This is a genomic window from Rathayibacter sp. VKM Ac-2835 (assembly GCF_013266705.1).
In the GTDB taxonomy this organism is placed as follows: domain Bacteria; phylum Actinomycetota; class Actinomycetes; order Actinomycetales; family Microbacteriaceae; genus Rathayibacter.
Map to the genome: position 1 here is coordinate 866,396 of NZ_JABSNQ010000001.1, position 12,878 is coordinate 879,273.

A 12,878-nucleotide genomic window follows, 5' to 3' on the forward strand; every position below is an offset into this window, starting at 1 on the left:
TTCGCGAGATGCCAGTTGTGCACACCTTTCGCGGCGTGTCGCGTGCACAAGTGGCATCTCGCGGAGGGGGTCAGTAGTGCGGGGGGACGTCCTGGCGGAGGCGGGCGTCGTTCGGGCCCGTGTCGGGGCGCGCGGGCGCGGCGTCAGGGTCGGGGACGACGGCGTCGTGGGGGGACGGGTCGGTGCCCGGCTTCGCGGGGAGGGTCGCCCGCCGGCCGCCGCGCGAGCGCCGGAGCGGTCGGTCGGCGCCGGCGGGCGCGGCGGCCCGGGAGTCCTCGGGCACGCTCAGTCGGCGGGCAGAGGCGTGATCGGCTGCGTCTCGCTCGACGCCGGAGCGGCGTCCTCGACGATCGGCGCGCCGGCGCCCACCGGCACCTCGATCGGACCGGTCGACGTCTCGTCCTGCGGAGCGCCGATCAGCCCGGCGACCCGCGCGGCCACGGCCTCGGGGTCGGCGAACAGCTCGAAGTTGTGCACGCGGAGGTAGTGCCAGCCGAGTCGGCGCAGCAGCTCGGGTCGCAGCCGCAGCGAGACCCGGAGGCTCTGCGTGCTGACGTCGCGGTCGGTCTCGACGACGACGGCGCGGGTGCCGTGCGCCGCGACCAGCGCGAGCTTGCCCTTGTGGCCGATGTTCACGCGCAGACCACGGCGCTCGAGGCGCGCGGCCAGGTCGACCAGCATCGGCTCGGAGTAGTCGTCGCGGTCGCTCGGCTGGACGCGGTCCTCCGCCTCCTGCAGCACCTGGGCGAGCGCGACCATGCCGTAGCGCATCCGCGACTCGTCGATGTCGCCGGGGCGGAAGCAGGAGACGATGTCCATCGAGCGGCGGGCGCGGGTCATGCCCACGGCGAGAAGGCGCTCTCCGCCCGGCTCGGCCAGCGCGCCGAAGTTCGAGAGCAGTCGCCCGTGCGGGGTGCGGCCGTAGCCGATCGAGAAGATGACCCGGTCGCGGCTCTGCGCCACCGACTGCTCGAGCGTCACCACGGCGAACGGCTCGGGCCGGTCGCCGAGGATGAAGTCGTTGAGGTCCGCGCGCTTGGCGAACGCGGTGAGCACGGCCTGCTGCACCCGGACGGCGTGCCGCGGGCTCGCGGTGATCACCATCAGCGACTCGCGCGGGCGGATGACCGCGTGCTCGAGCACCAGCTCGACCACCTTCGCGACCTCGGCGTCGACCGACTCGACCGCTCCGGAGTCGTTCTCGGGCATGCCGTGACCGCTGGCGATGTAGTGGAAGCGCAGCGAGTCGTGCCCGAGGAACGAGCCGGCCCACGGCAGCGAGTCGATGCGGCCGCCGTAGAAGCGGCGGTTCACCAGCTCGGCGAGGTCCTCGCCGCCCGCGCGGTAGCTGCGGGTCAGCGTGACGGTGTTCAGGAGCTCGCCCAGGCGGGCCAGCGCCGACTGCGCGTGCAGCGCCTCGACGTCGGTGCGCGAGGCGGCGCTGCCGAACTCGACGGTCTCGTCGACGCGCAGCGAGAACGGCGTCGGCGTCTGCGTCACCGGGTCGCCGAACGCGACGACCTGCTTGGCGCGGCGGATCGCTCCGACGTTCTCGGCGAGTGTCGTGGCGCCGGCGTCGACGAGGAAGACCGCGTCGAAGGTGGTCTCGGTGCCGATGCGGTGCACCTCGTACGGCGAGGCGAGCCAGGCCGGGGCGAGCACGCGCGAGAGGTGCGGCGCGGCCTTCTGCAGCTCCTGCGGCGTGGTCGAGGCCTCGGAGCGCAGCAGCGCGCGCAGCGCGTCGCGCTCGAGCTGCCAGTCGACCAGGCCGATCTTCCAGGTCTCCGAGAGCTTCCAGGCGAGCAGCTCGGCGCTCGAGGCGGCGTGCGCCTCGTCGACGAGCTTGAAGTCGGCCTCGAGCCGGTCGAGCACGCTGGTGTTGCCGCCGAGCAGGGCGCGCTCGTCGGTCAGCATGATCTCGAGCGCGGAGCGCCACCAGGCGAGGTCCAGCTCGATCGCGACCAGCTCGGCCGGCACGTGGCGGCGCGAGAGGTCGGTGAGCAGCGGGTCCAGCCCCCACTCGCGCAGCGTCGAGAGCAGCGTCGTGCGCTCCTGCAGGTTGGCGAGCACCTCGCTGTCCTCGGCGAGCCCGGAGACCATCGAGACGAGCTCGGCGAGCGGGAGGGAGGCGAGCGGCGTGCTGCCGCCGCGACGCCCCAGCGGCTCGTCGAGCCGGCCGAGCTGGTCGGACACCTGCTGGAACGCGACCTGCACATCGGCGACGCCGACCGGCACCTCGGGGACGGTGCCCGCGACGGCGTAGCGCTGCCAGAGCGTGCGCTGCTGCTGCACGCGGCGCAGCGACGCGTTGAGGTCGGTCACGTGCGCGCCGGGCCGCATGTACTCGCGGGCGAGCTTCTTCAGGCGGCGGCGGTTCGTCGACGACATCTCGGCTGCCTCGCGGCGGGGCGAGGTGGCGACGATGAGGTCCTGGATCGAGCGATCGAAGACGGCGGGCTGGAACTTGTCCAGCGTCTCGCGGACGTCCTGCAGCAGGCGGAGGTAGATGCCGAGCTCGGCGACCGACTCGAACGGACGCATGCGCGTCTGCGCGATGACGTCCTGGGCGCGGTCGAGCAGGCGCGGCAGATCGCGCAGGTGCAGGCGCTTGGCCAGCTCGTGCGCGGCCTCGGCGTCGGCGGTGGAGTCGAACTGCGCGCCGTACCAGGGCGAGTCGCCCGGGCCGTAGCGGAACTCACCGAGGCGGGCCGACTCGATCAGCATCCGGGTCGCCTCGGGCCGGCTGTGCGCGAGGGCGGTGACGGCACGGCGGTCGAGGCGGGCGGCGGTCGACGGCGGCGTGCGCAGCTGCGAGAGGCGCGCCAGCTCCTCGAGGGCCTGCAGCGCCGAGACGCCGAAGCTGGGGTCGCGGCGGGAGAGGGCACCGCGGTAGTCGAGCAGCACCTTGCGCAGGCGCAGCAGCGCGTCGTCGATCTCGCTGACGGACGGGCGCGCGGCCTTCTCGTTGCGGCCGATCGACTGGATCAGGTCGCGGCGGAGCGTCCGCGGGCTGACGGCGATGCCGCCGAGGCCGGCGGAGAGCAGGCGCTGGTGGATGCTGTCGAGGCTGGAGCGGCGGGCGCCGACCACGAGGACGCGCTTGTGCTGCGCGGCGAGCGCGCCGATCGCATTGACGATCGTCTGCGTGCCGCCCGTGCCGGGCAGGGTCTTCACGACGAGCGAGTTGCCGGCCGCGATGTTCGCGATGACCTGCTCCTGCTCGGCGTCGGCGTCGAGGAGGAGGTTGTCGGTCGCCGGCGGACGCTCGTCCTGCGGGATGATCGACGCCACCTTCTGCGACTGCTGCAGCGCGCGCTTGGCGGCCGGGTTGCCGGCGACCGCGTCGAGGACGGGGTGCTCGAGCATCCGGGCGTCGCGGAGCATGTCGCCCGCGACGTCGGCGAAGCTCGACACCACGAGGCGCGGGTGCACCGCGAACCAGGGCAGGTGCGAGGTGAGACCGCGGAGCTGGTCGATCACCGGCTGCGGCTTGAAGACGCCGTTCTGCACCGCGAGCTCGACGAACTGCTCCGGGTCGATCGTGATGCCGAACTGCTGCTTGAGCGCGCGCGCGAGCTGCGGGTTGAAGTAGGGCTGGCCCTTGAGCTTGAGCTCGAAGTCGCGGCCGTAGCGGCGGATCGCGAGCGGGCGCAGCAGGACGGGAGCGGTGAACTCCGTCTCGCCCGCGCGCCACTGCGCGAGCCCGATCGCGAGGTGGACGCCCTCGATGCCGCGGACCGAGCGCAGCTCGATCCCCTTGTCGGTGATGGCGGCGGCGGCGTTCTTCGCCGTGCGCAGCGCCAGCTCGTCGCGGATCAGGGAGGAGAGCAGGGTCGTCTTGCCCGAGATGAACGGCGGCAGCCCGCCGGGGTGCGTCGTCGACAGCTCGATGCGGGTGCGCGGCGAGTCGACGAAGTGCAGCAGGGGCGAGGGGCCGCCGACCTTGGCGAGCTCCTCCCGCCAGGACTGCCAGACCGGGTCGGCCGCGTTGCCGCCCTGGTAGCCGGCCTCGCCGCTCGTCACCTGGACGGGCGTCGCGGCGTTGGAGGGGAGCTGGAGGGCGGACGCCTCGCGCGGGTCACCGGACTCGGGGGAGGTCGCCACCGGTCCGGCTCCTGGGAAATCGTCGACACGTTGCACACGGACACCCTAAGCCGGGGATCTGCGAAAGGCCGTAGCGACGCGGACCGGCCGGACGACCGCGGTGCCACCCGCGTCTGGGGGGGGGTGCCGGGCTCAGGTCAGAAGGAACGGCTCGCGCGGGTGTCGCGGCCGGCCCGGCCTCCCCGGTCCGGCCAGACGCCGAGCGGAGGTACGCTCTCGACCCGGCGCTCGCCGTCCACGAGCACGATGCGGCTCTCGACCCGGTCGTGCCCGCCGGCCGAGGCCACCGCGATCATCACGGCCTCGGCGTGGTCGCGGGTCAGATGCGCGAAGGCCGAGCGCAGGTCGACCGGGCGGCCGGTGGCGATCGACAGCGCGATCCTGGCGACGGCCTCCTCGGAGAGGTCGAGCAGGTGCACGCCGCACCGGAGGAGCACGAGGTCGACGACCGGACCGGCGTCGGTCCCGACGACCCACGGCAGCCCGGGCCGGGCGCAGCCGGTGCGCCGGAGCAGCTCCTGCGCGAGGGCGACCGAGGGGGCGGCGGCGGACGCGACGGCGAGGACGGCGGTCACGAGTCGGCTCCGGCCGGCGCGGACGCCCGGCGGCGGCTCTCCCGGCGGCGGCTCTCCCGGCGCACGGCCCGGACGGCGACGGACGCCGCGGCCGTGACCACGCAGATCAGCCCGACCAGCGCGGGCGCGAGCCAGCCGAGCACGCTCGCCCGCTCGACGGCGGGGCCGACGTACGACCACTGGGTGAGGCCGTGCACGAAGACGGCGAAGAAGCCGAGGGTGATCCCGGTCAGCGCGGTGACGAGATCGGCCGGGCGGAGGACCTCGTCGTCGACGGGGAGAGCGGCGGGCGCGGCGGGAGCCGGATCGGTGGTCGGCAGCGCGAGGGTGCCGGTGGACGGAGTGGACATGGAACCGATGGAACCAGTCGGCGGCCGTCTCCTGCGTCCTCCGCTGGCATGATGGCGCGCGCCGTTCGGCTCACGTCGCGCGGCGCCGCCCGAGCGAGGACTGGAAGCGCAGCAGGTAGCCGTCGGGGTCGGTGACGAGGACCTGGCGGACACCCGCCTCCTCCTCCCCCACCCGGTACCAGCGGGTCTCGGCAGGGGCGAACAGCGCCACTCCCGCCTCGGCGAGGGCCGTCGCGACGGCGTCGGCGTCGTCGACGTCGATCTGGAGGTTGAGACCCCGCCCCAATGGGCGCTCCAGCGGCGCGGTGATCCAGTCGCGGGTGCTGCCGATCCGGTCGAGCATGACGTGGGCGCTGCCGCGGACGAGAGACGCGAAGCCCTCCTCCGGCCGCGCGTAGCGGACCGCGAAGCCGCAGGGGCCGCACCAGAAGGCGAGGCTGCGCTCGAGGTCCTCGACGAGGAGCTCGGGGACGAGGTCGGGCTCGAAGGCGGGGTCGGGGACCTGATCAGCGGCGCTCACGGCGCCATCGTGCCACGGGTCCGCAACGGCGCAGCGGCGCGGGGCCCGGACTAGGGTCGACGGCATGGGGGCGGAGAGCACGGGGATCGGGGACGACGGGAACGACGCGGACGCCCCGCAGGCGACCGGCGAGCGACCGGACAGCCATGCGGGCCGGGAGCACCTCCGCCCGGGGCTCGACGGTCCCCCGCGGTTCCCGTTCAGCCTCGCCGTCGTCGTGCCGGTGGTCCTGCTGGTGGCCGGCTCGCTCCTCGGCGCCGTCCTCTTCCTCGGCACGCCCTGGCTGCCGCTGGCGCTGTCGCGGGCGGGGCTGCCCTACGCGGTGCTGGCGCTCGCCGTCGCCGCCGTGCTCCGGATCAGCGCCGTGCGGGCGGTGCGCCGGGACCGCGCCGAGCCGCTCGACCCGGTGATCGCCTCCGGCCGGAGCCTCGCTCAGCGGGCGACCAGGGCGAGCGCCGTCACCCTGCTCGCGATCTGGCTGGTCGCCGCCCTGGCGCTGGCCCTGCAGATCGTGCCGGGGATCGCCGTCCTCGCCGGCGGGCCCGTGCTCCTCGGCGCGCTGCTGTCGATCGTGGTGAACGCACCGCTGCTCTACTCGCCGCGGATCGCGCGCTCCGAGGTGGCCGTGGTGCTCGCGCATGCGGACGGCCGTCGGCGGATCCTCGCGACCTGGATCCTCGCACCGCTCTCCTGGTTCGCCTACGCGATCACGGTGCCGATGCTCGGTCTCTGGCCCGGCGCCTAGTGCGTCGCGGCGCTCACCTGCGTCGGCTTCGTACGGCCCGGCAGCAGCAGCAGGCCGGAGACGCCGACGACGATCAGCAGGATCGCCGCGACGGTCACGAAGGCGGACAGCGCGAGCACCGGCATGATGATCGTGAGGACGCCGGCGATCACCGAGGCGATGCCCGCGGCGATCGGCAGCCAGGACGGCCCGGCGACGGTGCGCCCGCTGGTGATGCTCGAGACGCCGTCGAGGATCCAGCCCAGGCCGATCACGAGGCCGAGGATGCTCAGCGACTCGAACGGGTTCGACAGGCAGAGGATGCCCGCGACCAGGATCAGCGCGCCGAGGAGCCCGGCGAGCCAGCGCACCCGCGTCTGCAGGCGCGTGGCCGTGAACGCCAGCAGGAGGCGGAACACGCCTGCGGCGATCAGGTGGATGCCGAAGACGATCGCGACGGTGAGCAGGGTCGGGCCCGGGATCAGCACCGCGATCACGCCGAGCGCGATGGCGATCAGCGAGACGCCGATGATCCAGCTGCGCTCGACAGCGGTGCGGGAGAGAGCGGGAGAGGGAGTGGCGGCGCCGTTCTCGACGGTGTTCTCGGGCATGGCGTTCCTTCGCGTCGGGGGCTGACCCCTCGAACGCTAGGGCACATCCGCGCCGCAGCGGTCGGGACACGGGGGGCGTCGCGCTCGACGCGAGCGCGCGCTACCCTCCGACCCCGTCCGGGATCAGTGCCGGCGACGCGCCCCGGTGCCGCGGGCGGCGCGGTGCCGGCGGATGCTGCGGATCACGAGCAGCAGCACGACCACGCCGATCGCGCCGTAGATGATCGCGTCGAGCACGCCCGCGTACTGGTCGACGAGCTCGTACTGCGTGCCGAGAGCCGCGCCGAGGCCGATCAGCAGGCCGTTCCAGACGCCGGAGCCGAGGATCGTCAGCCCGGAGAACAGCAGCAGGTTCATCCGCTCGGCGCCCGCGGGCAGCGAGATCAGGCTCCGTACCCCGGGGATCAGCCGGCCGAAGAGCACCGCCCAGGTGCCGTGCCGGCGGAACCAGCCGACGGCCTTCTCGAAGTCCTCGCGGTCGACGAGCGGCAGCTTCGAGAGCAGCCGGATCGAGCGCTCCGTGCCGATGCGGAAGCCGAGCCAGTAGAGGACCAGCCCGCCGAGGTAGGCGCCGAGGGTCGCCGTGATCACGACGAGGACCAGGTTCATCCGGCCCTGCTGCGCCAGGAAGCCCGCCAGCGGCAGGACCAGCTCGCTCGGGATCGGCGGGAAGACCGTCTCGATCAGGGTCAGCAGTCCGACACCGGCCTCGCCGAGCGCCGCGATCACGCGGGCGGCGACGCCGACGAGACCGGAGAGCTCGTCGATGCTGTCGGTGGAGGAGGCCGCCGTCACGGAGGCAGGGGCGAGGGCGAGGGTCGCGATCGTCATGACTGAGAAGCTACTCAGTCCAGTGGCCCCGCACCTGGGAGATCGGGGTCGGCACCGGACCCCGCGTCAGGGGCTGCCGGTGAGGACGACCTCCTCGGAGCCCTGGAGACGCACCTCGACCGAGGCGATCTCGGCGAGCGGAAGGCCGGTCGACAGGCTCGGCTCCACTGTCGAGCCGGGCGTGCTCGTCCACGAGCCGATCGCCTCCGAGGACCCGGCGGCGTCGGTCACGTACATGACGTATCCGACGGACGCGGTGTCCGCGCCCGCGCTCTCCCAGCTGCAGTCCATCTCGATCCGGGTGCCCCACTGCTCCGGCACGAACCGGACCGACGCCTCGACCGGCACGCCGGGCGCCGCGGCGAGCGCCACCGTGTTCTCGACGACCGTGGGCGGTGCGCCGACGACGAGCGGGAGGGCGACGGCCGCGGCGGCCGATACTCCGGCGGCGGCGAGCACGAGCCCCGCGATCCGGAACCGGGTGCGGCGGCGCACGGCGTCGGTGGCGCGGGCGAGCCGCGGGAGCAGGGCGGGCGGAGCGGACTCCTCGGCGCGCTGCTCCGTCTCGAGCAGGCCGAGCGCGTCCTCCTTCGGCAGGTGCGCGAGCAGGCCGGGGATCGCGACGAACTCGCCGAGCGCCTCGCGGCAGTCGGGGCAGCCGCGCAGGTGCTGCTCGTAGGCGCGGCGGTCGGCGGGCGAGAGCGCGCCGAGGAGGTACGCCGCGTCCCAGTCGCGGAAGGCGTCGTCGCGGAAGGCGTCGTCGCGGGTCGGATCGGTGCTCACGGTTCGGTCACGCCTTTCTCCTCCAGGGCGAGCTTGAGCGCCCGCATTCCGTAGTGCATCCGCGATTTGACGGTGCCGGGCGCGATGCCCAGCAGCTCGGCGATCTCGCCGACGGTGCGCCCGCCGTAGTACGCGTGCACGATCACCGCACGGTGGTCGTGGCTGAGGGTGCTCAGCGCCTCGGAGAGCAGCCAGGCGTCGAGCACCTGGTCGGTGCGGTCGCCGTGCGCGCGCTCGGGCACCTCGTCGGTGCCGAACTCGCGGTTGTGCCGCGCGCTGCGGCGGTCGTCGATGACGATGTTGCGGGCGACGGTGTAGAGCCAGGAGCGGGCCGCGGCCTCGCCCTGGGCGAGGATCTCCGGGTGCTTCCAGGCGCGCAGGAGCGCCTCCTGCACCACGTCCTCCGCCAGCTGGCGGTCGCCCGTGAGCCGGAGGACGAACCGCCACAGCGCCGCCGAGTGCTCGTCGTGCAGGGCACGCAGCATCTCGGCCTGATCCTCGGACATCTCCACCTCTTCCTTCCTTCAACGTAGAGGCGCGGCGTCCGGTTCACCGAGGCTCCCGGTTCGCGCGCGGCGCCGCACTCTGGTACTCCGGAGCGGTGACCTTCCCCGATGCCGCCGACGCCGCCCGCGTCCGCACCTTCCTCCGCGACCAGCGCGCTCGCATCCTCGACGACGTCCGGCACCTCGTGATGATGGAGAGCCCGAGCGACTCGCTGGACGCGCTCGACGAGCTGCACGCGTTCCTCGTGCACTGGGTCGGCGAGCGGCTCGGGCACGCGGGCGAGGCCGAGCACCTCCGCGAGCAGGACTGCCCGAGCGCCTCGAGCTGGACCTTCCCGGGCAGCGCCGCGGGGCGCGGACCGCGCGGGTCCCGGCCGTTCGTGGCGCTGGTCGGGCACTACGACACCGTCTGGCCGCTCGGCACGACCCGCGGCTGGCCGTTCGCCGTCGACGGCGACCGCCTCAGCGGACCGGGCAGCTACGACATGAAGGTCGGCCTCGTGCAGATGGTCTGGCTGGTGCTGGCGCTGCGGCACGCCCGCCTGTCCCATCCGGCCGTGCGGCTGGTGATGAACGGCGACGAGGAGGTCGGCAGCCTCACCTCGCGCAGCTTCCTCGAGCACCAGAGCCGCGGAGCGGAGGCGGCGCTCGTCTTCGAGGGGGCGATCGGCACCGCGGTGAAGACCGCGCGCAAGGGCATCGGCAACTTCGTCGTCGACGTCGTCGGAATCGAGGCGCACGCGGGCGTCGAGCCCGAGAAGGGGGCCAGCGCGATCCACGAGCTCGGCGCGCTGATCCCTCGAGTGCTCGGGATCGCTCGGCCGGAGGCGGGCACGACCGTCAACATCGGCGTGGTCAAGGGCGGCAGCCGGGTGAACGTGACGACCGCGAAGGTGCGGCTCGAGCTCGAGGTGCGGATCCGCGGCGCGGCCGAGGCGGCGCGGGTGGAGGCCGAGATGAACGCGCTCGAGGCGTCGGACGAGCGGATCCGGATCGAGGTCCGCGGCTCGTGGCAGCGGCCCGTCTTCGAGCGGACGGCCGCCGTCGGCGCGCTCTACCGCCGCGCCGAGCGGGTGGCCAAGACGATGGATCTGCCGCTGACCGAGACGGCGGTGGGCGGCGCCAGCGACGGCAACCTGATCGCCGCGCTCGGGATCCCCGTGCTCGACGGACTCGGCGCCCCTGGTGAGGGCGCGCACGCCCGGGGAGAATCGGTGAGCATCGAGGGGATGCTCGAGCGGACCGCGCTCGCGGCGCTGCTCGTGGCGAGCTTCGCCGCGGAGGGAGACTGAGATGGTCCTGTACGAGTCGCGCCCGGTCGGTGTAGTGATCGACGCGCCGGCGGACGAGGTGTACTCCTTCGTCGTCGATCCCTCGAACCTGTCGCTCTGGGCGGCGGGGCTGGCGCAGGCCTCCGTCGAGGAGGTGGCGGGCCGCTGGTACGCGGACTCGCCGATGGGGCGTGTCGAGATCGTCTTCGCCCCGCGGAACCCCTACGGCGTCGCGGACCACCGGGTGATCACCGAGGGCGGGCGGGTCTTCGAGAATCCGCTCCGGGTCCTCGCCAACGGCGACGGCGCGGAGGTGGCCTTCACCGTCCGCCGGTACGACGGGATGACGCTCGAGCAATGGGACGAGGACTGCGACCGGGTCGCGGCGGACCTCGAGACGCTGCGGGGGCTGCTGGAGCGCGCGGACGACTGACGGGCGGAGGCCGGGGAGCTCCTCCCCAGCAGCGGGTCGCGCGATGCCGTCCACCGGTCTTCTCCGCCGCCGCGATAGGGCGCCGATCCTGCACTACATTCGACAGGATCCGGCGTTCGCCCGGGCCTTCCGCGCGAGAACGAGGGATGCCATGACCTCTCCCGAACCGACCACCCGCCCCGCCGGCGGCATCGAGCTCAACGGTCTCGACACCATCCAGGAGTCGGAGCGGCACGGCCGCCCCCGCGACCTGTTCTGGCCGTGGTTCGCGGCCAACGTCTCGGTGCTGGGCCTGAGCTACGGCTCGTTCCTGCTCGGCTTCGGCCTCTCGTTCTGGCAGGCGACCGCGGTGGCCGTGATCGGCATCGTCGTCTCCTTCCTCTTCTGCGGCTTCGTCGCCGTCGCCGGCAAGCGCGGCTCGGCCCCGACGATGGTGCTCAGCCGCGCGTCCTTCGGCGTCGACGGCAACCGGCTGATCGCGGTGATCTCCTGGCTGCTCACGGTGGGCTGGGAGACGGTGCTCGCCTCCCTCGCCGTGCTCGCGACCGCGACCGTCTTCGAGGAGTTCGGCTGGGACGGCGGCGTGCTGACCAAGGTCGTCGCGCTGATCGTCGTCGCGGCGCTCATCGTGATCGCCGGGATCGCCGGCTTCCGGCTGATCATGCGGCTCCAGCTCGCGATCACGATCGCCACCGCCGTGCTCACCGTGGTCTACGTCGTGCTCGTGCTCGACCGCATCGACCTCGCCGCCGTCGGCAGCCTGCCCGCGGGGTCCGCGGGCGCGGTGATCGGCGGACTCGTCTTCATGATGACCGGCTTCGGACTGGGCTGGGTCAACGCGGCAGCGGACTACTCGCGCTACCTGCCGCGCACCGCCGGCACCGCCGGGGTCATCGGCTGGACCACGATCGGCGGCGCCGTCGCGCCGGTCGTGCTCGTGGTCGTCGGACTGCTGCTCGCCGCCTCCTCGACGGAGCTGTCCGACGCCATCGCGGCCGACCCGATCGGCGCGCTCGCGAGCATCCTGCCGACCTGGTTCCTGCTCCCCTTCATCGTCGTGGCCCTGCTGGGGCTCATCGGCGGTGCCGTGATGGACATCTACTCCTCGGGGCTCGCGCTGCTCAGCACCGGCCTCAAGGTCTCGCGGCCGGTCGCGGCCGGCATCGACGGCGTGCTGATGGTGCTCGGCGCGATCTACGTCGTCTTCGTCGCCGGCGACTTCCTCGGCCCGTTCCAGGGCTTCCTGATCACCCTCGGCGTGCCGATCGCGGGCTGGCTCGGCGTCTTCCTGGCCGACCTGCTCCTGCGCCGCCGCGACTACGACCAGGAGGCGCTCTACACCTCGCGCGGCCGCTACGGCAGCGTCTCGCTCGCGCCGGTGCTGCTCGTGGTGATCGGCGCCGTGATCGGCTGGGGCCTCGTCGTCAACTACTCCCCCGGTTTCGAGTGGGAGGGCTATCTGCTCGGCCCGATCGGCGGACGCGACGGCGAGTGGGCCGGAGCCAACCTCGGCGTGCTGGTCGCCCTCGTGATCGGCTTCGCCGGCACGCTCGTGCTCTCCCGCTCGGCCGTGCGTCGCCAGGAGGCCGACGCGTGAGCCTGCTCGTCGCCGTCGACCTGCAGCACGTCTTCGCCGACGCGTCCTCGCCGTGGGCGTCGGCGGAGTTCACCCGTGCGGCGGAGGGGACGACCCGGCTGCTCCCGCACTTCGCCGAGCGAGTGGTCACCACCCGCTTCGTCGCGCCGGCCGAGCCCAGCGGCGCGTGGATCCCCTACTACCGCGAGTGGCCGTTCGCGCTCGTGCCCGATGCCGATCCGCTCTACGCGCTCGTCCCCGGCTTCGAGGGGCACCGCACGATCACCGCGCCGACCTTCGGCAAGTGGGGCGCCGAGCTCGAGGCGCTCCTCGACGACTCCCGCTCGATGGTGCTGACCGGCGTCTCGACCGACTGCTGCGTGCTGTCGACGGCGCTCGCCGCGGCCGACGCGGGCGTCCAGGTGCGCGTGGTGACCGACGCCTGCGCGGGCGCCTCCGAGGCCGATCACGCCCGCGCGCTCGACGCGATGGCGCTGTTCGGACCGCTGATCACCCTCACCACCGTCGACGAGGTGCTGGCCGTCTCCGGCACGGGAGCCTGACGAGGCCCGGGAGGTCTCGCGACGACGCCGC

Annotated in this window: 14 protein-coding genes; 5 read left to right on the forward strand and 9 right to left on the reverse strand. The window is 73.5% G+C overall.

Going from position 1 to position 12,878, the window contains the following annotated elements; translation table 11 throughout:
• Positions 1 to 70 precede the first annotated feature (70 nt).
• From HRK28_RS03965 to HRK28_RS03985, 5 genes are all read right to left on the reverse strand, one after another.
• A complete protein-coding gene (locus HRK28_RS03965) occupies positions 71 to 283 on the reverse strand; it encodes a hypothetical protein (RefSeq protein WP_123445231.1) in 213 nt (70 codons plus the stop codon).
• A 2-nt stretch (positions 284 to 285) separates the two neighbouring features.
• Positions 286 to 4,023 (reverse strand): DEAD/DEAH box helicase, encoded by a 3,738-nt coding sequence (locus HRK28_RS03970; RefSeq protein ID WP_367948365.1) that lies wholly within the window; start codon positions 4,021 to 4,023, stop codon positions 286 to 288.
• Positions 4,024 to 4,241: 218 nt separating this feature from the next.
• Complete coding sequence (locus HRK28_RS03975; protein WP_173250477.1) at positions 4,242 to 4,679, reverse strand: hypothetical protein; 438 nt, start codon at positions 4,677 to 4,679, stop codon at positions 4,242 to 4,244.
• Positions 4,676 to 5,029, reverse strand: a complete 354-nt coding sequence (locus HRK28_RS03980) for a hypothetical protein (RefSeq protein WP_173250478.1) — start codon at positions 5,027 to 5,029, stop codon at positions 4,676 to 4,678. Before HRK28_RS03980 ends, HRK28_RS03975 begins: the two co-directional genes overlap by 4 nt.
• 70 nt (positions 5,030 to 5,099) lie before the next feature.
• Positions 5,100 to 5,549 carry a VOC family protein gene (locus HRK28_RS03985; RefSeq protein WP_160087937.1) on the reverse strand — a complete coding sequence of 150 codons (450 nt, stop codon included), beginning with the start codon at positions 5,547 to 5,549 and terminating at the stop codon, positions 5,100 to 5,102.
• Between the two features lie 64 nt (positions 5,550 to 5,613).
• Between HRK28_RS03985 and HRK28_RS03990 the strand changes: the two genes are divergently transcribed.
• The gene (locus HRK28_RS03990; protein WP_173250479.1) at positions 5,614 to 6,294 is read left to right on the forward strand and encodes a hypothetical protein; all 681 of its coding nucleotides are present in this window, start codon (positions 5,614 to 5,616) and stop codon (positions 6,292 to 6,294) included.
• Here HRK28_RS03990 and HRK28_RS03995 read toward each other — a convergent pair.
• From HRK28_RS03995 to HRK28_RS04010, 4 genes are all read right to left on the reverse strand, one after another.
• Positions 6,291 to 6,884, reverse strand: a complete 594-nt coding sequence (locus tag HRK28_RS03995) for an HdeD family acid-resistance protein (RefSeq protein WP_173250480.1) — start codon at positions 6,882 to 6,884, stop codon at positions 6,291 to 6,293. The two genes, HRK28_RS03990 and HRK28_RS03995, sit on opposite strands and share 4 nt — an antisense overlap.
• 123 nt (positions 6,885 to 7,007) lie before the next feature.
• On the reverse strand, positions 7,008 to 7,715 hold the full coding sequence (locus tag HRK28_RS04000; protein ID WP_160087931.1) for a DedA family protein: 708 nt from the start codon (positions 7,713 to 7,715) through the stop codon (positions 7,008 to 7,010).
• 66 nt (positions 7,716 to 7,781) lie between these two features.
• The gene (locus HRK28_RS04005) at positions 7,782 to 8,498 is read right to left on the reverse strand and encodes a zf-HC2 domain-containing protein (protein ID WP_173250481.1); all 717 of its coding nucleotides are present in this window, start codon (positions 8,496 to 8,498) and stop codon (positions 7,782 to 7,784) included.
• Positions 8,495 to 9,004, reverse strand: a complete 510-nt coding sequence (locus tag HRK28_RS04010; RefSeq protein ID WP_160087927.1) for a sigma-70 family RNA polymerase sigma factor — start codon at positions 9,002 to 9,004, stop codon at positions 8,495 to 8,497. Before HRK28_RS04010 ends, HRK28_RS04005 begins: the two co-directional genes overlap by 4 nt.
• A gap of 95 nt (positions 9,005 to 9,099) precedes the next feature.
• Between HRK28_RS04010 and HRK28_RS04015 the strand changes: the two genes are divergently transcribed.
• The 4 genes from HRK28_RS04015 to HRK28_RS04030 all read left to right on the forward strand — a co-directional run bounded on the left by HRK28_RS04015 (position 9,100) and on the right by HRK28_RS04030 (position 12,847).
• Positions 9,100 to 10,296, forward strand: a complete 1,197-nt coding sequence (locus tag HRK28_RS04015; RefSeq protein WP_217274392.1) for a M20/M25/M40 family metallo-hydrolase — start codon at positions 9,100 to 9,102, stop codon at positions 10,294 to 10,296.
• Position 10,297: 1 nt separating this feature from the next.
• The gene (locus HRK28_RS04020) at positions 10,298 to 10,708 is read left to right on the forward strand and encodes an SRPBCC family protein (RefSeq protein WP_173250482.1); all 411 of its coding nucleotides are present in this window, start codon (positions 10,298 to 10,300) and stop codon (positions 10,706 to 10,708) included.
• A gap of 151 nt (positions 10,709 to 10,859) precedes the next feature.
• Positions 10,860 to 12,305, forward strand: a complete 1,446-nt coding sequence (locus HRK28_RS04025) for a cytosine permease (RefSeq protein WP_173250483.1) — start codon at positions 10,860 to 10,862, stop codon at positions 12,303 to 12,305.
• Positions 12,302 to 12,847 (forward strand): cysteine hydrolase, encoded by a 546-nt coding sequence (locus tag HRK28_RS04030; protein WP_173250484.1) that lies wholly within the window; start codon positions 12,302 to 12,304, stop codon positions 12,845 to 12,847. Before HRK28_RS04025 ends, HRK28_RS04030 begins: the two co-directional genes overlap by 4 nt.
• Positions 12,848 to 12,878 lie beyond the last annotated feature (31 nt).